This is a genomic window from Streptomyces sp. NPDC097129 (genome assembly GCF_055668065.1).
The window spans coordinates 105958-125277 of the sequence record NZ_JBVOQE010000009.1; the positions used below are offsets into that span (position 1 = coordinate 105958).

The 19320-nt window shown below is 74.2% G+C and carries 15 protein-coding genes and 2 pseudogenes; 9 read left to right on the top strand and 8 right to left on the bottom strand.

Annotated features, from left to right (window positions below):
* Positions 1-178 precede the first annotated feature (178 nt).
* Both AC0B9F_RS25155 and AC0B9F_RS25160 read left to right on the top strand, forming a co-directional pair.
* Positions 179-406: a hypothetical protein gene (locus AC0B9F_RS25155; protein ID WP_472006303.1), complete on the top strand. Its 228-nt coding sequence runs from the start codon at positions 179-181 to the stop codon at positions 404-406.
* 122 nt (positions 407-528) lie between these two features.
* Positions 529-1416: a Gfo/Idh/MocA family protein gene (locus AC0B9F_RS25160; RefSeq protein WP_472006305.1), complete on the top strand. Its 888-nt coding sequence runs from the start codon at positions 529-531 to the stop codon at positions 1414-1416.
* A 31-nt stretch (positions 1417-1447) separates the two neighbouring features.
* Here the strand turns inward: AC0B9F_RS25160 and AC0B9F_RS25165 are convergent, their stop codons facing one another.
* Positions 1448-1813 (bottom strand): hypothetical protein, encoded by a 366-nt coding sequence (locus AC0B9F_RS25165; RefSeq protein ID WP_472006307.1) that lies wholly within the window; start codon positions 1811-1813, stop codon positions 1448-1450.
* Between the two features lie 132 nt (positions 1814-1945).
* On the opposite strand from AC0B9F_RS25165, the pseudogene AC0B9F_RS25170 reads away from it, so the two are divergent.
* Positions 1946-3056, top strand: a pseudogene (locus tag AC0B9F_RS25170) (PP2C family protein-serine/threonine phosphatase).
* Here the strand turns inward: AC0B9F_RS25170 and AC0B9F_RS25175 are convergent.
* On the bottom strand, positions 3013-5328 hold the full coding sequence (locus tag AC0B9F_RS25175; protein WP_472006309.1) for an MMPL family transporter: 2316 nt from the start codon (positions 5326-5328) through the stop codon (positions 3013-3015). The pseudogene AC0B9F_RS25170 and the gene AC0B9F_RS25175 sit on opposite strands and share 44 nt — an antisense overlap.
* 280 nt (positions 5329-5608) lie before the next feature.
* Here AC0B9F_RS25175 and AC0B9F_RS25180 point away from each other — a divergent pair, with 280 nt between their 5' ends.
* Positions 5609-5815 carry a hypothetical protein gene (locus AC0B9F_RS25180; RefSeq protein WP_363268192.1) on the top strand — a complete coding sequence of 69 codons (207 nt, stop codon included), beginning with the start codon at positions 5609-5611 and terminating at the stop codon, positions 5813-5815.
* Positions 5816-5929: 114 nt separating this feature from the next.
* Here the strand turns inward: AC0B9F_RS25180 and AC0B9F_RS25185 are convergent, their stop codons facing one another.
* The 4 genes from AC0B9F_RS25185 to AC0B9F_RS25200 all read right to left on the bottom strand — a co-directional run bounded on the left by AC0B9F_RS25185 (position 5930) and on the right by AC0B9F_RS25200 (position 11404).
* Positions 5930-6406 (bottom strand): DUF5709 domain-containing protein, encoded by a 477-nt coding sequence (locus AC0B9F_RS25185; protein ID WP_472006311.1) that lies wholly within the window; start codon positions 6404-6406, stop codon positions 5930-5932.
* A 252-nt stretch (positions 6407-6658) separates the two neighbouring features.
* Positions 6659-8149, bottom strand: coding sequence for a hypothetical protein (locus tag AC0B9F_RS25190; protein WP_472006313.1), 1491 nt, complete (start codon positions 8147-8149; stop codon positions 6659-6661).
* A 175-nt stretch (positions 8150-8324) separates the two neighbouring features.
* Positions 8325-10667 carry a glycoside hydrolase family 65 protein gene (locus AC0B9F_RS25195; protein ID WP_472006315.1) on the bottom strand — a complete coding sequence of 781 codons (2343 nt, stop codon included), beginning with the start codon at positions 10665-10667 and terminating at the stop codon, positions 8325-8327.
* Positions 10664-11404, bottom strand: coding sequence for an HAD family hydrolase (locus tag AC0B9F_RS25200; RefSeq protein WP_472006317.1), 741 nt, complete (start codon positions 11402-11404; stop codon positions 10664-10666). Before AC0B9F_RS25200 ends, AC0B9F_RS25195 begins: the two co-directional genes overlap by 4 nt.
* A gap of 85 nt (positions 11405-11489) precedes the next feature.
* Here AC0B9F_RS25200 and AC0B9F_RS25205 point away from each other — a divergent pair, with 85 nt between their 5' ends.
* Positions 11490-12134: a nucleoside/nucleotide kinase family protein gene (locus AC0B9F_RS25205; protein ID WP_472006319.1), complete on the top strand. Its 645-nt coding sequence runs from the start codon at positions 11490-11492 to the stop codon at positions 12132-12134.
* 89 nt (positions 12135-12223) lie between these two features.
* Entirely contained in the window at positions 12224-13903 is a 1680-nt protein-coding gene (locus AC0B9F_RS25210; RefSeq protein ID WP_472006321.1) for an ArnT family glycosyltransferase, read from the top strand.
* A gap of 23 nt (positions 13904-13926) precedes the next feature.
* On the opposite strand, the gene AC0B9F_RS25215 is transcribed toward AC0B9F_RS25210, so the two are convergent.
* The gene (locus AC0B9F_RS25215) at positions 13927-14325 is read right to left on the bottom strand and encodes a DUF3662 domain-containing protein (protein WP_472006323.1); all 399 of its coding nucleotides are present in this window, start codon (positions 14323-14325) and stop codon (positions 13927-13929) included.
* 344 nt (positions 14326-14669) lie between these two features.
* On the opposite strand from AC0B9F_RS25215, the gene AC0B9F_RS25220 reads away from it, so the two are divergent.
* Positions 14670-15587, top strand: coding sequence for a MurR/RpiR family transcriptional regulator (locus AC0B9F_RS25220; RefSeq protein ID WP_472006325.1), 918 nt, complete (start codon positions 14670-14672; stop codon positions 15585-15587).
* Positions 15588-15930: 343 nt separating this feature from the next.
* Positions 15931-16296 (top strand): hypothetical protein, encoded by a 366-nt coding sequence (locus AC0B9F_RS25225; protein WP_472006327.1) that lies wholly within the window; start codon positions 15931-15933, stop codon positions 16294-16296.
* Between the two features lie 183 nt (positions 16297-16479).
* On the opposite strand, the pseudogene AC0B9F_RS25230 reads toward AC0B9F_RS25225, so the two are convergent.
* Positions 16480-16728, bottom strand: a pseudogene (locus AC0B9F_RS25230) (antibiotic biosynthesis monooxygenase); the annotation flags it as partial.
* A 189-nt stretch (positions 16729-16917) separates the two neighbouring features.
* Here AC0B9F_RS25230 and AC0B9F_RS25235 point away from each other — a divergent pair.
* Positions 16918-19302 (top strand): SpoIIE family protein phosphatase, encoded by a 2385-nt coding sequence (locus tag AC0B9F_RS25235; protein WP_472006329.1) that lies wholly within the window; start codon positions 16918-16920, stop codon positions 19300-19302.
* Positions 19303-19320 lie beyond the last annotated feature (18 nt).

The following is a 19320-nucleotide window of genomic DNA, read 5'->3' on the forward strand; positions in this document are numbered from 1 at the left end:
CGCACCGCGCACGGCACCCTCGCCCGGTCTTCTCGTGTTGCGCCCGAGGCCTTTGTGGCATATCACCGTTTTGTACACATCTCCCGTGTATCGTCACGCATTCTTCACCGGCGTCGAACGCATCAGCGGGTCGGTTCGGAGCACCCGTGAAGACATTCAGCTGGCCTAGGGGGCTGCCGTGGTCTGGGTCGCCGTACTGCTGTTGCCGTTGTTGTCCGTTCTGCTGCTGATCATGGATCGCATGGAGGAGAGGCTGTTCACCTCCATGCCGACCAGGCACCGGCACGCGGCGCGCCGACGCCATCTGCGTCTGGTGCGCGGCGGGCGGGCGAGCGCCGAGCGCACCGGGGCGGCACCCGCCGCCCCGCCCGACTCGGCGGGTGCCGCCGAACGCCCGGCGGCGTGAGCCGCTGCCGCCGAACGTCGTCGTCGGCAAGCCGGCGCGGGTGTCCCGCGGGCCCGGCGATGTGCCACGCTCGTGCGTGACCTCGCCCACGGGCCGCGAAGACAACCCTGCGAAGGAGCGGCATGCGCATCGGACTGCTCGGCACCGGACCCTGGGCGCGCCTGGTGCACGCCCCCGCGCTCGCCGCCCACGAGGCAGTCGACTTCGTCGGCGTGTGGGGCCGCCGGCCCGAGGCGGCCAAGGAACTGGCCGAGAGCCACGGCGTCCGCGCCTACGACGACATGGACGCCCTGCTCGCCGACGTGGACGCCGTCGCCGTCGCGCTGGCACCCGACGTGCAGGCCGAGCTTGCGGCGCGGGCCGCGCGGGCGGGCCGCCACCTGCTCCTCGACAAGCCGCTGGCCACCTCCGTCGCCGGAGGGCAGGCGGTCGCCGACGCGGTGCGGGAGGCCCGGGTCGCCTCGGTCGTCTTCTTCACCACCCGGTTCCAGCCGGAGTCCGAGGCCTGGATCGCCGAACAGGCGGACCGGGGCGACTGGTTCACCGCGCGGGTCCAGTGGCTGGGCGCCGCGTTCGCCGAGGGCAGCCCCTACGCGGCCTCCCCCTGGCGCCGGGAACGCGGCGCGCTGTGGGACGTGGGCCCGCACGCCCTGTCCGTGCTGCTGCCGGTGCTGGGCGACGTCGAGCAGGTGGCCGCCGCCGCGCACGGGCCGAAGGACACCGTGCACCTCGTGCTGCGGCATGCCGGCGGAGCCTCCAGCGCGCTGGACCTGAGCCTGACCGCGCCGCCCGCCGCGGCCGGGGTCGTGGTGGAACTGCGCGGCGAGTCGGGCGTGACGCGGCTCCCGGAGCGGACCCAAGGGGCGCAGCAGTCGTACGCCCGGGCCGTCGACGCCCTGCTGGCTGCCGCCCGGGACGGCCGCCCCCACCCCTGCGGCGCCGCCTTCGGCCTGCGGGTCACGCGGATCCTCGCCGAGGCGGAAGAGCTGCTGGCGGCGTCGGCGGGCTAGGGGTCCGGGGCTAAGTGTCCGGGGCTAGGTGTCAGGGTCTGCCGTCCGTGAGGCCGGCCTCCGGCGGGTCGGCGGTGCGGCCGGCGTCGAAGGGCTCGTCGCTCCACCGGAACCAGGCCCGGTCGTCCTCGATGTGCAGCAGGAACTCGGCGACGGGGCCCTGCGGGGCGTGCAGGGTCACGGTGCGGGAGATGTCGGCCCGGACCCGGTCCCACGCCTCCCAGTCCTCGTCGTCGGTCAGCGCCAGCTCCCGCTCGAACAGCTCACGCACCGAGCCGTAGGCCGGTCCGGCGGCGAACCGCCCACGCAGCCACGGGAAGTCGGCCTCCTCGACGACGACCTCCCCGATCGCGCCCTCCGCACCGGTCAGCCGCCACACCTGGCCCTCGAAACCCATGACGCCCCTCCCCCTCGCCCCGCGATCGTGCCCGGGAATTCACCGTGGCCCCAGCATCGCACCCGGCACTGACAACGCCGCGCGGGCCGGACCCGGGGTGCGGGACCAGGTGGGTCGTAGGAGCGTGGGGGTGTGGTGAGGCTGCGTGGTGTGGTGGCGGGCCGGGAGCAGGACCGGCGGGGCTGGCTGCGCGGTGCGCCGCCAGCCCCCGTGGGTGCGGGTGCTGCCGGTGCTGCTGGTCGCCGGCGTGTGCGCGGCCACCCTCGTCACTCCCGAGGCCCAGGACATCGGCTTCCTGCTGGGCGCGATCCCGCCGCTGGCCGTCCTGTCGTACGGGCCCCTGGCCACGGCCCTGCTGGGCGGCGCGGCTCTCGCCGTGCTCAACATCCCCGCCTTCCACCTGAACCGCCCCGGCAACACCGACCTGCTCACCCTGTCCTTCGTCTCCGTACTGAGCGTCTTCGTGTCCTTCGTGCGCAGCCGCCGTGACGCCCAGCTCGACCTGGAGCGCACGGTCGCCGAGGCCGCACAGCGCGCCGTGGTGCCGCCGGTGCCCGAGCGGGTAGGGCCGGTGCGCTGTGCGGGGCTGTACCGGGCGGCGCAGCGCGGGACGCTGGTCGGGGGCGACTTCTTCGACGTCCGCAGCGGGCCGTACGGCATCCGGGCGGTCCTCGGCGATGTGCAGGGGCACGGTCTGGCGGCCGTCGCGACGGTGGCCTCCGTGCTGGGCGCGTTCCGCGAGGCGGTCCTGGACGAGCCGGATGTGGAGTCGGTCGCCGCCCGTCTCGACCGGCGGCTGGTGGTGGACTCGGCGCGCACCGAGCACGCGGAGCTGTTCGCGACGGCCGTGCTGCTGGAGTTCACCCGCGACACGCGGGCGGTCCGGGTCGTCTCCTGCGGTCATCCGGCGCCCGTCCTGCTGCGCGGGCGCACGGTCAGCGAGGTGCCGGTGAAGCCGTGGACACCGCTCGGTCTGGGGCTGGCCGACACGCGCCCGCAGGCCGGGGCCGCGGTGCCGCTGCTTCCCGGCGACCGGCTGTTGCTGACCTCGGACGGGGTGCTGGAGGCGCGGGACAGTGCCGGCGACTTCTATCCGCTCGAGGAGCGGCTGGCCGGGTTCACCGGCGCCGGCCCGGAGACGCTGCCGGAGCTGGTCTGGGCGGACCTCGCGCGGTTCTGCCCCGAGATCCGCGACGACGTCACGATGCTCGTCCTCGCGCCGGTGACGCCGGAGGCCCGCTGACACCGGCCGGCTGCTCGGCCGACTGCCCCTCGGCGTCGATGTGCGGCATGATCCGGTCCAGCCAGCGCGGTGCCCACCAGGCGTGCCGGCCGAGCAGGGTCATCACCGCGGGCACCATCAGCAGCCGGACCACGGTGGCGTCGATGAGCACACTGACGGCGAGCCCCAGGCCCAGCATCTTCACGACGGTGTTGTCGCTGACGATGAACGCGGCGAACACGCTCACCATGATCAGTGCCGCGCAGGTGATCACCCGCGCGGTGATCTCCAGGGCGTGCGCGACCGAGGCTTTCGCGTCCCCGGTGCGCACCCATTCCTCGTGCACCCGGGAGAGCAGGAAGATCTCGTAGTCCATGCTCAGGCCGAAGATGATCGCGAACATCATCATCGGCACATAGCTCTCGATGGGCACCTTGCCCGAGACGCCGAGCGCCGGCCCGCCCCAGCCCCACTGGAACACGGCGACCACCACACCGTAGGAGGCGGCGATGGAGAGCACGTTCAGCACGGCGGCCTTGAGGGCGACGAGCAGGCCGCGGAAGACGGCGAGGATGATCAGGAAGGCCAGGGCGACGACCACGCCGATGATCAGCGGCAGCCTGCTCGCGACGATGTCGCGGAAGTCGACCTGGGTGGCGGTGGTGCCGGTGACGTAGCTCTTGGCGGTGGTGCCGGAGACCGCGTCGGGCAGGGTGTGGTTCACCAGACGGTTGGTCAGGTCGGTGGTCCGGGCGTTCTGCGGGGAGTACTTGGAGTAGACCGTGGAGATCAGGACGTCGCCGTCCTTGGTGGCCGTCAGCGGTGTGACGGTGGAGGCGCCCGGTACGGCGCCGAGGGTCTTCTGCGCCGTGGAGGCGAGCGCGGAGCGCTGGCCGGACGGGACGGTGCTCTGGTCGATGACGACGGTCAGCGGGCCGTTGGAGCCCGGCCCGAAGGCGTCCGTCATCAGGTCGTAGGCGCGCCGGTCGGTGAAGGAGGTCGGGTCGGCGCCGTCACCGATGTGGCCGAGCTGGAGGGAGAAGACCGGGATGGCGAGGACGACGACGGTCACCACGCCCGCGGCCAGGTAGTACCACGGTCTGCGCTCCACGCGCTGCGCGTAGCGGTGCCAGGTGCCGTGCGGTGTCGCGCCCGGCGCGGCGTCGGTCTCGGCGACGGGGCGGCGCACCCGGTAGCGGTCGATGCGTCTGCCGATCAGCCCGAGCAGTGCGGGCACGAGGGTGAGCGCTCCGAGGACGGCGGAGACGACCGTGACGGCGGCCGCGAGGCCGAGCAGCCCGATGAAGTCGACCCCGGACGCGAACAGTCCCGCCAGGGCGATGACCACGGTGGTGCCGGAGACCAGGACGGCTCGCCCGCTGGTCGTGGCGGCCGCGCCCGCGGAGCGCACCGGATCCGCGCCGTCCATGAGGTGCTGCCGGTGACGGGTGATCAGGAACAGCGCGTAGTCGATGCCGACGCCCAGGCCGATCATCGTGGCCAGGGTCGGTGAGACGGTGGCGAAGGTGAACGCCGCGGCGAGCAGGCCCAGGCAGGCGAGGCCGCCGATGACGCTGATCAGCGCGGTGACCAGGGGCAGGCCGGCGGCGATGACGCTGCCGAAGCCGACCAGCAGCACGACGATGGCCACGGCGAAGCCGATGAGTTCGCTGACCCGGTCGTCGGCGGCGGGCCGGGCGAGTTCGCCGAGGGGTCCGCCGTACTCGACCTGCGCGCCGGCCGAACGCAGCGGCTGCACGGCCTTGTCCACGCCGTTCAGGTAGCTGTCGCCGAGGGTGGAGGGCTGCACGTCGAAGCGGACGGTGATGTAGGCGGTGTGCGCGTCGGTGGACAGCGGGCCGACGGTGCTCGGCGGTGGATTGCCCTGGGTGGAGCCGGGCGCGGTGAGGGGGTTCTGCACCGACAGGACGCTCGGCAGTTTCTGCAGGTCCGCGACGGTCGTGGACATCTGCGAACTCAGCGTGGTCAGCGACTTGCTGCCGTCGTGCAGGACGATCTGGCTGCCGTAGCCGCCGGCCGCGGGATCGTGCTGTTTGAGGACGGTCAGGCCCTTCTGCGACTGCACCCCGGGCAGGGAGAAGTTGTCGGAGTACTCCCCGCCGAAGCTGCGGTTGACGACCTGGAGGGCGGCCAGGGCGACGAGCCACGCCACGATGACGACGACGCAGTGCCGTGCGCACCACTCCCCCAGTCTTCGCAGGCCCCCCACTGCCGGGGCGTCCCCGGCCGCGGCGTTGTGGCGTCCTCCTGCGCGCTGCGGGGTGCGTGCCATGGGCGCGGCCCTTCCTGGCGTACGCCGGGCGGGGTGCTCGGCCTCTCCCGTTCGACCTTTCCCATTAGACGCCGGGGGCCGGAGCGCGGCATCCCGGGCTTTCGGCGCGCGGGGGGTTACGCCGGGCGCCACCGCGGTACTCCGGCGGCACGACACACGGCTGCGGCCCGCCCGCCCGCGCCGTCCGGATGCGGGGTGCGCCGGATGGATGAATGGTGAGAGTGGACCCGATGCGAGCAGCGGGGCCGCCGCAGTCATCCGGACCGGAGGGAGCACCGCCATGCCGACACCACAGCCCGAGGCGTCCAAGCCGTCCGAGGACAGGGCCACTCCCGACAGCCTGCTGCACGCCCGCACCGGTACCGACGTCTCCGCGGAGGACGTCGTGCTGGCCGCGGGCCGCGACATCACTCCGCGCAACCTGGAGTGGGCCAAGCGCAAGCTGGACCGGGAGGGGCCCGCCGCGCTGGACAAGCTGCTGCCCTGACGGGCCGGACACTTCGCGCCGGGACCGTGCCGTGGGGCGGTCTCCTCGCCGTCGAGGAGACCGCCCCACGTCGTGTGCGCGGCCGGCTGCCGCTCGTCGTGGCGAGCGCGGCCGCTACGGCTGCGTCAGGTCGTCGTCGATGACGTGCATCGCGGCCTCCTCCGCGCCGGCCGCGCCCGCGTCGACGCCCTTGTCCGCGGCGACGGCGTCCTTCTCGGTGTCGGGCCGCGCGCCCTCGTCCGGTGCGACGAGACGCCCGGCGCGGTCCGCCCCGGCCTCGGGATCGACGGGTTCGCCCTCGCCGCCGGGCAGGTCGCCGATGTCGTCGCCGGTGGGCGGCTGCACGTCCGGCTGCTCCTGGGCGAGCCGCTGGTCGAGGGTCTCCCCGTCGTGCTGCTCGGCGGCGGTGGTGCCGTGCTTGGTGACGCCGAGCGGTTTCTCCGGGGGCGAGTAGCCCTCGTCCAGGGTGTCGTCGTAGGTGCGTTCGCCGATGGCGTCCTGCATGTCCAGGGGCGCGGCGTCCTCCTGCTCCTCGTTGCCACCGGTCGGCTGGTAGGCGTCGTCGGCCATCGGTTCCGGGCGGGTGCCCATGGTGCCTCCCTCGGGTGCCGTGTCGCCTCGTGTGTGCGCGGTCCTGTTCTGCGTTTCCCGTTCGGGCGGGTCCAACCCCCCTGGCCGGTGGCCCGCGTGCGCCCATCGGAGCGTCGTGCCGCGGCGAGGGGTGGGGCTGTCATCACTCGCACACTCCGCGTGACCGTCCGTCCACGCAGCGGCGCACGGTCCCGCCGGCCGCGCGGTCGCCGCGGCCCCGGGGAGCCGTTAGAGACCTGTCGTTTTTCTGGATCACCCCGGCGTCGCGGTGGGCGCGACGTAGATCCGCAGCGTGCTGAAGCGGTACGGCTGCCAGGTGCGCGCGTAGTCGGCGGGCGCGCTGCCCGGTGTGACCAGGTGGGCGGTCGGGACGCGGTGCGCCGTGCGGGTGATGCCGGCCGCGGTGGCGTTGGCGTTGGGGCCTGAGGTGGCGGCCGAGGCGCAGCCCGCGTAGTAGGCGATCGGCAGGGCGTCGTGGCCGGTGACCACGCAGGGCGGCCGCACCCCGAGCCGGTGCAGCTCGGCCGCGGTGCGGGCCCACGCCCGGTGCTGCTCCGTGGTGCGGCGCACGGTGTGGCTCAGGACGGCGTACTGCACCGCAAGGTGCCCGGCGAGCGCGAGGACGGCGGCGGCCGTGAGCAGCGGGCGCGGGCGCCCTCGCGGGCCGGTCACCAGGGACAGCAGGGCGTCGGCCACGGGCAGGGACAGCAGGGCGTACGCCGGGAGCAGGAAGCGGGGTGCGGCGTACGCGATGAGGAACAGGTAGGGCACGGCGGCGGTGACCGCGCAGGCCAGCGGGAGCAGCGTGGGCAGGGTGCGCCCGGCCCGGACGGCGACGGCCAGGCCGGCGGCGGCCAGCAGCGGCAGGGCGCACCACCACAGGATCACCGCCGGGTGCGGGGCCGGTACGTCGCAGGGGCGGCACAGGGTGCGTCCGTCCAGGCTGCGCAGCTGGTCGTCGACCGCGAGGTGCAGGCCGAGTCCGCCCTGGAGGCGGGAGCCGTCGGCGAGACGGCGGGCCAGGCCGCCGTAGGCGGTGTACGCCTCGATCACCCACTCGGCGGCGCCGGCGGCGAGGCCGGCCAGCAGGGCGGCGAGCGGCCACCACCGCTTCCTCACGGCCGCGAGGACGAGCAGCGGGGCGGTGGTCCAGACGGCGTCGGTGGGCCGCATCAGCGCCATGAGGGCGGCCGCAGCCGCGATACCGGCCGGCGCCCACCGGTCGGCCGGGTCGCGCCATCCCCGCACGAAGCAGCCGGCGCAGGCCAGGGCGCCGACGGCGACCCAGTAGTTGGGCATGGCCTGCGGGGCGTAGAGGAGCGTGACCCACAAGGTGGCGAACAGTGCCCCGGCGGTGGCGAGCACACGGACCGGGAACACACCCCGCCAGGTGCGCAGCGCCAGGTAGAGGGCGAGGCCCGACAGGACGGCGAGGTAGCCGCGCAGCAGCGGGGTGGACGACGACCAGGACGCGACGGGCGCCACCAGCAGGCTCACGCCACGCGCGCGTGGCGCGCTGAAGTACGACGCCGGGGCGTGACCGGAGACCTGGCTGACGTAGACGGTCTCGTCCCAGCCGAGGCCCATGGACGGGTGGACGAGCAGCAGCTGGGCGAGCGTGAACAGCGCGGCGACGACGGCGAGCGGGCCGTCGGTCCGGGCCGGCGCGGGCCGCGCGGTTGAGGTGAGGGGACGCCGGGCGGGCCGCGTGCCGGCGGGGGTGCGGTGCGCGCTGTCGGCCATCGCCGGCCCTTCCCTGCCTCGCCCGGTCCGCGCGCGGGCCGGGCACACCGGCCGCACGTGCGGTGATCAGCGCCAACGTAACCGGCGGGGCGGCCCGGGGCTCGCCGGGTTCGGCCGGGCGGCGGACGCGCACACCATTGCGGCCGCCGTCCTCCCCGCCGGCGCTTCGCGCGGCCTAGCGGGCGTTCGGGGCGCGGTGCGGGGGCTGCTCCGGGTCCGGGTGGTGCGGGGCGGGCGGGACGGGGCGCACGGCGGGGCTGTCGGTGGACAGGGTGACCTCTTCGCCGTGGTGGCGGATCGTCACCGGTGGCCCGGCCAGCAGTGTGTAGACGGCCTTTTCGGCGCCGATCTCCACGCGCAGGCAGCTCTCGCGCAGCCTCAGGTGGAAGGCGAGCCGGCTGAAGTGTTCCGGCAGGCGGGGCGCGAAGCGCAGGCTCGCGCCGTCACGGCGCATGCCGCCGAACCCGGCGACCAGGGCCGTCCAGGTGCCGGCGAGGGAGGCGATGTGCAGTCCGTCGCGGGTGTTGTGCTCCAGGTCGGCCAGGTCCATCAGCGCGGCCTCGGCGGTGTAGTCGTAGGCGAGGCGCAGATGGCCGGCGCGGGCGGCGACGACGGCCTGCACGCAGGCCGACAGGGAGGAGTCGCGGACGGTCAGCGGCTCGTAGTAGGCGAAGTTGCGGGCGATGTGCTCCTCGTCGAAGAAGCCGTCGCAGGTGTACATGGCGAGCACCAGGTCCGCCTGCTTGATGACCTGCTTGCGGTACAGGTCGAAGTAGGGGAAGTGCAGCATCAGCGGGTACTGGTCGGCGCGGGTGCCGGCGAAGTCCCAGCGCTGGTAGCGGGTGAAGCCCGCGTGCTGCTCGTGCACGCCGAGCTCGGCGTTGTAGGGGATGTTCATCGCCACGGCGGCGTCCCGCCAGGTGGCCGTCTCCTCCTCGTCCACGCCGAGTCGGGCGGCCTGCGTGCGGTGGCGTTCGGCGGCGTCGGCGGCGGCCAGCAGGTTCTGCCGGGCCATGAGGTTGGTGTAGGCGTTGTCGTCGCACACCGCGCTGTACTCGTCGGGCCCGGTGACGCCGTCGATGTGGAAGGCGCCGGTGGCGTCGTGGTGGCCCAGCGAGCGCCACAACCGGGCGGTCTCCACCAGCAGTTCCAGGCCGGTCTCCCGCTCGAAGGCGACGTCGCCGGTGGCCGCCACGTACCGCACGACGGCGTCCGCGATGTCGGCGTTGACGTGGAAGGCGGCCGTGCCGGCGGGCCAGTACGCGGAGCCTTCCTGGCCCTCGATGGTGCGCCACGGGAACGCGGCGCCGCGCAGGCCCAGCTGGGCGGCGCGCTCACGGGCCGCGTCCAGGGTGTTCTGCCGCCAGCGCAGGGCCTCGGAGACGGCTCCGGGCGCGGTGTAGGTGAGCAGCGGCAGGACGAACATCTCGGTGTCCCAGAAGGCGTGCCCGTCGTAGCCGGACCCGGTCAGGCCCTTGGCGGGGATGGCGCGCTGCTCGGCGCGGGCGCCGGCCTGCAGGACGTGGAAGAGGGCGAAGCGGACGGCCTGCTGGATCTCCTCGTCGCCGTCGACCTCCACGTCCGCGGCCGCCCAGAAGTCGTCCAGGTAGGCGCGCTGGTCGTCGAGCAGGCCCTGCCAGCCGCTGTGGTCGGCGGCCGCGAGGGCGGCCTCGACCTGGTCGCTCATCGCGGGCCGGGAGCGGGCGCCGGACCAGCCGTGCGCGACGAGCTTCTCCATCCGCAGCCGCTGGCCCGGCTCCAGCACGGCGGTGACGGTGAACCGGGCCACGTCGACGTTGGACTCGCTGCTGGTGGTGGTGCGCTCGGGCCCCTCGACGCGGTGGTCGGCGGCCACGGCCACGCGCAGGCCGCTGCGCCGGGTGCGGTGCACCAGCCGCAGCCGCGGGCCGGACGCCATGTCCTCCTCCGGCTCCAGCGGCGACTTCAGGGCGCGGGCGGCCCGCGGGTCGCCGTTCGGGTCGGGCAGGCTCTCGTTGGCGACCAGTTCGGACTGGATCACCACGCGGGCCCGGCCGCCGACCGGCTCCACCTCGTAGGCGACGGCGGCGATCGCCCGCTGGGTGAGGGAGACCAGCCGGGTGGAGCGCACCCGGATCGTGGTGCCGGCCGGGGAGGTCCACTCGCAGACGCGTTCCAGTACGCCCCGGCGCAGGTCGAGCTTGCGCTCGTGGGAGACGAGCCGGCCGTAGCGCAGGTCGAAGGGTTCGTCGTCGACGAGCAGCCGCAGCACCTTGCCGTTGGTGACGTTGATGGCGGTCTGCCCGGACTCCGGGTAGCCGTAGCCGGCCTCGGCGTACGGCAGCGGGTGCAGCTCGTAGACGCCGTTGAGGTAGGCGCCGGGCAGGCCGTGCGGCTCGCCCTCGTCGAGGTTGCCGCGCCAGCCGACATGGCCGTTGGACAGGGCGAAGACGGACTCGCTCTGCGCGAGGAGGTCGAGGTCGAGGGAGGTCTCGCGGACGGCCCACGGTTCGACGGTGTACGACCGTTCGGTGATCACGCCTGCCCTCCCAGCTCCGCGAGGTCCTTGACGACCCGGTCCGCGCCGTGCGCGTACAGCGCGTCGGTCTGCCCGACGCGGTCGACTCCGACGACGTATCCGAACCTGCCCGCGCGGCCGGCGTCCATGCCGGCCAGGGCGTCCTCGAAGACGGCGGCGCTCCCCGCTTCGACGCCGAGGTCGGCGGCCGCGGCGAGGAAGGTGTCGGGGCGCGGCTTGCCGGGCAGGCCCCGCTCGACGGCGACGACCCCGTCGACGCGCACGTCGAAGAGGTGCTCGGCGTCGATGGACTTCAGCACGTCGAGGGTGTTGGCGCTGGACGACACGATGGCGGTGCGCAGGCCCTTCGCCCGCACGGCCTCGATGTAGCGCAGCGTGCCGTCGTAGGGCTCGACGCCCTGGGTGCGGATCTTCTCCAGCAGCAGTTCGTTCTTGCGGTTGCCGAGGCCGTGCACGGTCTGGGCGTCGGGCGGGTCGGTGGGTGTGCCCTCGGGCAGGTGGATGTCGCGGGAGGCGAGGAAGGTGCGCACGCCGTCGGCGCGGGGCCGGCCGTCCACGTACTGGTCGTAGTCGTCGTCGCTGAACGGCTCGGCGTCCGCGCCCTGCCGTTGCCGCAGGAACGCGTCGAACGTCTCCTTCCAGGCGGCCGCGTGCACCACGGCCGTCTTGGTGACCACCCCGTCGAGGTCGAAGAGGCAGGCCTGGATGTTGTCGGGCAGACCGAGATCCGTCGTCATACTTGACACCGTTCCCCACACAGCGGCTCCTACGGGGTGTCACACGCCACAGGGCGCCATTCGAGGAGATGGCACACTTCGCTGCGTGCCGACCTTCGACGATCTGCTGACCCGGGCCCGCGCTCTGGTCCGGACGCACCGCACGCGCGCGGTGCTCGGCATCGCGGGCAGCCCCGGCGCGGGCAAGACCACGCTCGCCGAGCGGCTGGTGCGGGCGCTGAACGGTGACGGCGAGCCGTGGGCGGTGCAGGTGCCCATGGACGGCTTCCACCTCGCCGACGCGGAGCTGGACCGCCTCGGCCGCAGGGACCGCAAGGGCGCGCCCGACACCTTCGACGCGGCCGGGTACGCCGCGCTGCTGCGCCGCCTGCGGGACGAGGACGAGGACATCGTGTACGCGCCGGGTTTCGAGCGGGTCCTGGAACAGCCCCTCGCGGGCGCGATTCCCGTCCCGCCGACCGCCCGCCTGGTGGTGACGGAGGGCAACTACCTGCTGCTGGGCACGGGGGCGTGGGCGCGGGTGCGGGCCGCGCTGGACGAGGTGTGGTTCTGCGAACTGCCCGAGGCGGAGCGTGTGCGCCGCCTGGTCGCCCGGCACGAGGAATTCGGCAAGGGCCACCAGGAGGCGGTGGCCTGGGTGCGGGGCACGGACCAGCGCAACGCCGACCTGGTGGCGGCGACCCGGGACCGGGCCGACCTGGTGATCGCGACGACGTGCCTGGAGGGATGAACCGGGCGGGCCCGCGGGCCGTACCCCTGGGCGCGGCGGACGGTCCGGCGCACGGCTCCTGAGGGGGTGGCGCCCGCGCGGGGCGGCACATGGCGACGAGCGAACGGCAGCGGGTGCGCGGGACGCCCGCGCGGGAGGGCCCGCGGCGCGGACGGCGGTGGCTGGTGCCGCTGGTCGTGGTCGTGCTGCTCGGGCAGATGGCCGTCGCGATGGTCACCACCGCCGTGCAGCAGACGCCGACCGTCGACGAGCCCGTCTACGTCGGCGCCGCCGCCGTCTATCTGCACGAGCACAGCCTGCGGATCAATCCCGAGCATCCGCCGCTGGGCAAGCTGGCGATCGCCGTGGGCGTGGCGGCCGCCGGGCCGCACTACGACGCCTCCTTCACCGGAACCCAGCAGCAGGTCGGGCAGCACCTGCTGTACGGGTCGGGGAACGATCCGTGGCGGGTGATGTTCTGGGCGCGGCTGCCGGTGATCGTGCTGACGCTGCTGTTCGGGCTGGTCGTCCTCGCGTTCGCCCGGGATCTCGCCGGGCCCGCGGCCGGCCTGGTGGCGCTCGGGGTCTACGCCTTCTCGCCCGATGTGATCGCGCACGGCTCGCTCGCCACGCTGGACGCCCCCGCGGCCGGATTCCTGCTGACCTCGGTGTGGCTGCTGTGGCGGGCCCGGCTGCGGCCCCGGCTCTGTCTGCCGCTCGCCGGGGCGGCGCTCGGTGCGGCGCTGGCGACCAAGGCGTCGGCGCTGCCGGCCGTGCCGGTGCTGGTCGCGCTGGCGGGGGTGTCGGCGTGGCACGCGTGCGGGGCGGTGCCGGCTTGGCACGCGTGCGGGGCGCCCCGGCGGGCCCGGCTGGCGCGGGCGGCGGCCGGGGCGGGCGTCGTGGCCGTGACGGCGGTGGCGGTCGTGTGGGCGGCGTATCTGGTGGTCGATCCGCGGCTGCGGTGGTCGCCGGAGCAGCACGTGCCCGTGGTGCACGGGCTGCGCGGGCTGCTGGTGCGGCTGCTGCCGCTCCCCCAGGCGTACCGGGACGGGCTGCGCATGCAGTTCGCCTTCGAGAACCAGCCCTGGCAGGGGTTCTTGTTCGGGCGGCTGTACACCGGCTCGCGCTGGTACTACCTCCCGGCCGCGCTGCTGGTGAAGACGCCGCTCGGCATGCTCGCGCTGTGGGTCGCGGGTGTGGTCGCGCTGACGGCGCGGCGCGGGCTGCGGCCTGCGGCGCCGTATCTGCTGCTGCCCACGGCCGTGCTGCTGGCGGCGGCCATGACGGGATCGCGTGACCTCGGCACGCGGTACGCGCTGTTCGTGCCGGTGTTCCTGGCGGTGGCGGCGGGCTGCGCGCCGGTGCTGCGCGGGCGGTGGGCGCCCGCGGTGACCGCCGTGCTGGTGCTGTGCGTGGCGGTCAGCTCGCTGCGGGCCTTTCCGTACTACCTGCCGTACTCCAACGAGGCGTTCGGCGGCCCCGCGAAGACGCATCTGCGGCTGCACGACTCCAACGTCGACTGGGGGCAGGACCTCGGCCGGCTCGCCCACCGGCTGCGCGAGCGGTATCCCGGGGAGCGGGTGTGGCTCGTGTACAAGGGCAGCGGGGTGCCGTCCGCCTATGGCGTCCACGCGGCGAATCCGCTGCTCGTGCCACCGGGTGACGTGCACGGGCTGCTGGTGGTGTCCGACTCCGCGCTGGCCAAGGCCCGGGGCGGGCTGGCCGCGCTCGTCGCCGGCGGCCGGCCGGTCGACGAGGTCGGCCACTCCATCACCTTGTTCCGGCGGTAGCGCCTCTCCTGCTGCGGAGCGGCTCAGTGCGCCGCCTCGAACCCCTCCGCGCTGACGTGGCGCATCACGGTGCTCGCGACCCGGTAGCGGCCGTTGGGCACCTCGGCGGAGCGCGTGATGTGCACGGTCAGGGGCCCGGCCCAGGCGTATCCGTTGCGTTCGGCGTGGCGGATCAGCGTGTCGGTGAGGGCCTGGCCGACCCCGCTGCCGTGGCGGTCCAGCTCGTCGTGGACGGAGGCGTCGAGCTCCACGTCGTAGGCGTTGGGCACCACGACGAGGTTCTCACTGCACACGACGGCGTGTTCGTCGCACTCGCGGCGCAGGGCCGCGAGCAGCTCGACGGGCTCGCGGCCGGTGACGCGTTCCCACAGCGCGTCCCAGCGCTGTTCCAGGGCGCGCTCCAGCCCGCTGAGGGCTCCCATGCGCGTCTCCCCCCTCACTTGTCCTCGAAGTCGTCGGGCCGCAGCTGGGCCTCCTCCATCGCCTCCCGCAGGGTGCGCCCGCTCGCGCCCTGGTCCTTCGCCGCGCCGCGCTGTTCCCCGGGGTCCTTCGCCGCCTGGGCCGCCCCGCGCCTTGAGGGTGTCGTCGGTGGTGTCGGTCTTCGCCCGGTTCTCCTCGGGGACGGTCATCGCGTACTGCTCCTGACGTGTCTGGCGGACCTTGTCCCGCGTCGGGTTCCCGGCGGACGCCGGGGTATCCATCCGCCCTGTCGGCCACGGTGAGTGAGCTATGTTGAGGCACTGTGGGAGACAAAGGAGGCGCACCCGTGCCATCGCCGCAGCAGGCACGCGCACAGGCATCGGCGATCACTTCGGGCAAGACCGCGCCGGAGGTGGAGGCGTCCCCGACTTCCCAGCTCAGGGCGCTCTTCGACCAGCCGCGGCTGTCCCCGGGTCAGCGGCGCATCGCGCAGTACCTGATCGAGCACATCACCGAGGCCGCCTTCTTGTCGATCACCGACCTCGCCGAGCGGGCGGGGGTCAGCCAGCCGTCGGTGACGCGGTTCGCGGCCGCGGTCGGCTTCAGCGGTTACCCCGCGCTACGGGAGCGGCTGCAGACGATCGCGCTCGGCACGCTGGCCGGCGGTCCCGCCGAGGTGAACCGCAGCAACGAGCTGCAGGCCGCGGTCGACGCCGAGATCGAGAACCTGGAGAACCTGCGCCGCGACTTCGCCGACCCCGACCAGGTGATCGAGGTGGGCCGCATGCTGTCGGACTCGGCGCCGCTGACCGTGCTCGGGCTGCGCATCTCCTCCTCGCTGGCCGAGTACTTCGCCTACGCGGCCCGGCGCATCCATCCCGACGTGCGGCTGGTGACGCTGGGCGGGAGCGTCGCGTACGACGCGCTGCTGCAGTCCCGGGAGGCCGGCGGTACCTGGGTGCTGGCGTTCTCCATGCCCCGGCACGCCCACGAGACGCTCACGGCAGTGCGGGTCGCGCGTCGGGCCGGGCTGAAGGTCGCCCTGATCACCGACCTGGCGCTCGGGCCGGTCGTGGACGAGGCCGACGTCACCTTCGCGACGGGCACCGGCTCCCGGCTCGTCTTCGACTCCTACGCGGCGCCCGGGGTCATGGCCGCCGCGCTGCTGCAGGCGATGACCGACGCGGGTCCGGAGCGCACCCAGGGCCGCCTGGAGGAGTACGAGCAGGTCGCCGAGGAGCACCAGTTCTTCCTGCGGGACTGAGCGCTCTTCCTGCGGGACTGAGCGGCGGCGGTGCGCATACCGCGCGCCGCCGTACGCATTCCGGCGCTCGGCCGGTACGCATACCGGTGTGCAGCGGGAGGACCCGCAGTAAAGCACGCATGAATGTTTTCATACGTCTTGCAAAGCAGACGGCATATATAAATACTGCTCGGGGCCGTACACCGCCCCCTCCGCCGCCGACCCCTACCCACGGCGGCGAGGGGCAGTCCGGTTCGGGCGTCTCACCTGTGCGAGCGCCCGTGGCGGCCCCGGTCATCCCCTAGGCCGGGGCCGCCCCCCTCCCCCCTCGAACCACCGCACCCGACGCCGGAAGCGACGACCCATGGCCCTGACGACGACGCGCATCAGCCCGGACTGGCCGTGCCAGGTGAAGACCCCCGGCTCCTACGACTGGGAGCGCTCGGCCGTGCGGTGGCTGCGGGAACTGGTGCCGGCGCGCTACGCCAGCTACCCGGCGCTGATCCGGCACCCGGTGCTGCTCGCCCGGCACGCGCAGCTCCAGGTCCAGCAGGAGATCCGCGTCGCCCGCACGGCCCTGCAGACCGCCCGCGCGGACCTGCCCCGGCTCGGCCTGCCGGAGTCGGTCATCGAGCACACGATCAAGCTCTACGCGGCGGAGGTCATGCAACTGCAGCACATCGCCCGCAGCGTCCGCGCGGTCACCGAGGCCCTGACCGGCCCCCGCTGAGGCGACGGCGTTCCGCGCCGGGCCCCGGTACACCGCCCGCGCGGGAGCGGCCCGCCGCCCACGCGTCCGCGCATGAGCGGGGCGAGGCGTGGCACACGTGAACCAGGTCCCCAGGCCGGTGGTGGACTGCCGCTCGCTGCTGACCTCGGTGGCGATGCCCTCGATCCGCCCGTGCCAGCCGGCCCGCTCGCCGGAACGCAGCCACGCGCCGAGCCGGTCGGCGTCGCTGAAGCGCAGCACGGCGTGGAAGCGGTGCCCACCGTCCCCGGGCCGCAGCCAGGAGACGCCCTCGTTGCCGGGGAACTCGCGGGCGCAGTGGGAGATCCCCCGCGTCCAGTCCTCGAATTCCTGCTCGTGCCGGGGCCGCACGCGCCAAGTCACCACGATGGTGACGGGTTCCGGACGCCGCTCGTGGGTGGTGCTCATGCTCATCCCGGCCTGACCCCTGCCGCTGCGGGCCGCCGTCTTCCCGGTGGTGCTGCTGCCGGTGCTGACGTATCTGGTGATGCCGCTGCTCAGCCGGGTGATGCGGCTGTGGCTGTACCCCCCGCCGGACCGGTGAGACCGATCAGGTGTCCCCGGACCGCGAGCGAAGCACCTCACCTGTGCAATGCTCGATGCGTGACGAGCGAACCGGCCCTCCCGGCGGAGTCCGGAAACGTGCCCGACCTGGCCGCCCTGAGCCGGGTCGTGTCCCGTCAGCGTGCCGAGATGGACCGGCTGCACGACATGGCCGCCGCCTCGGCCGTGCTGGAGCGGGCCAAGGGCGCTGTCATGGCGCTGACCGGCTGTTCCCCGGAGACGGCTCACGACGAGCTGCAGTACCGGGCCAAGACCGCCGAACGCACCCTGCTGGAGGAGTGCTGGATCACTCTGGGCACCCTCTCGGCACCGCCGCCGCGCCCCGCGCGGACCCGGCGGCCCCGCACCGGGACCGACTCCGCCGCGTTCCTGGAGGAACCGCCGGCGCTCCGTGACGACTCCACCGCGCAGGCCCGGCTCGGCCGCGCCCTGCTGCGTGTGCACAGCGCCCAGGGCCTCGCCGCGGTCCTGCTGCGCCACCTGGGGCGCCGCGTGGACGCCACCGCCGTCATGATCTACCACCGGCCGCACACCGGCGGTCTGGAACTGATCGGGCACGCCGGCCTGGACGAGCTCACGGCCACCCAGTGGCACCATGTGCCGCCGCTGCGCGGCGTGGCCGCACGGGACAGCCTGGAGGCGCAGCAGGAGCAGTGGCTCGAGGACCTCGAGGCGGCCGACCGCACCCATCTGCTGATCGGGGATCCGCCCGAGCGGTGGCCGTCCCGCGCCTGGCTGCCCGTGTCGGTGGGCGGCCGGGCGGACGCGGTGCTCGGCGTGCTGTGCGGACGGGCCGGGCCGTTCAGCGACTCCGACCGGGCGCACCTGCGGGCGGTGGCCCGGCTGTGCGCCGGCCGGCTGCGCTCGCTGGACGCCCCGCGCGAGCCCTCTGTCGACGGGGCCGCAGACATCGTCCAGGCCGTGTTCGAGACGCTGCCCGGTGCCGCGCTGCTGCTGACGCCGCTGCACTCGGGGTCGGGCGAGGTGGAGGACTTCCGTATCGACGCGGCCACCCCGCACGCCGTCGACGCCATCGGCCGCACCGGACGTGAGCTGGTCGGTCTGCGGCTGCTGGAGTACCGCCCGAGCGTGGCCGGTGAGCCGCTGTGGCAGGGCTGCCTGCGGGTGCTGGCCACCGGCGAGCCCTACGAGGGCGAACCGCTCGCGCACCGCGTGGTGGCGGGCGATGTCGCCGAACTGGTCACGTCCGCCCCGCGGGTGGCCGCCCTGGGCGCGGGCCTGGTGGTGAACTGGGTCCGGCACGACCCCTCCGACCGGCAGGAGCAGCGGCTCGCGGACGTGCAGCGGCTGGGCAACCTGGGCTGGGCGAACTGGAACCTGGTCACGCACGAGGCGACCTGGTCCGCCCAGACCTTCTGGGTGCTCGGCCGCGACCCCGCGCGCGGACCGGTGCGCCTGGCCGAACTGCCCTCGCTGGCCCTGCCCGAGGACATGCCCGCGCTGGCGGGTGCCGTCGGGCAGCTGCTGCGGGAGGGACAGCGCTTCGACGTGCCGTTCCGGGTGCGCACCCCCGACGGGATACGGCATCTGCGGGTGGTCGCCGAGGCGGTGGCCGACAGCAGCGGCGCCCCCGTGGAGGTGCACGGTTTCGTGCAGGACCTCTCGGCGCGGCGCAACGCCGAGCTGGCTCTGGTGGAGAGCGAGCGGGCGATGCTGACACAGCACGGTGCGCTGCAGGCCGAGCGCGCCCTCGCCACCCGGCTGCAGCACGCCCTGCTCCCCCTGCCGCGCACCCCGGTCGACCTCGCCGGGCTGCGCGTCGAAGTCGCCTATCTGCCCGCGCAGTCGGGGCTCAGCGTGGGCGGCGACTGGTTCAGCGCCATCGAACTGCCCGACGGCGACGCACTGTTCGTCGTCGGTGACGTCGCCGGGCACGGCATCGACGCCGTCGCCACGATGGCGCAGCTGCGCTTCACCGCCAAGGGCATGATCAGCACGGGGTCGTCGCTGACCGGGGCGCTCGCCCGGCTCAACCGGCTGCTGCTGCACTCCCGCGGTCCGCACGGCACCGCCACCCTGATCCTAGCCCGGTACCGGGCCGAGGGCCGCCGTCTGGTGTGGGCGCAGGCCGGGCATCCGCCGCCGATGCTGCTGCGCGACGGCCGGGCGCGGCCGCTGGCACGGCCCGCGGGCATGCTGCTCGGGGCGACGGACACGCCGTACTACGAGGAGGCCGAGTACACGCTGCGGCCGGGTGACCGGCTGGTGCTGTACACCGACGGGCTGGTCGAACGGCCCGGCGAGTGCATCGACCTGGGCCTGGACCGGCTCGCCGCGGCGCTCGGGACGCCGGCGCCGGACCCGTCGGGCACGCTGGCGCCGCTGCTCGCCGCCCTGCTGGAGGGTGAACGGCGGGACGACGTGTGCGTGCTGGACATCCGGGTGCCGGAGGACGCCGACTGAGCCGCGAGGGAACTCAGT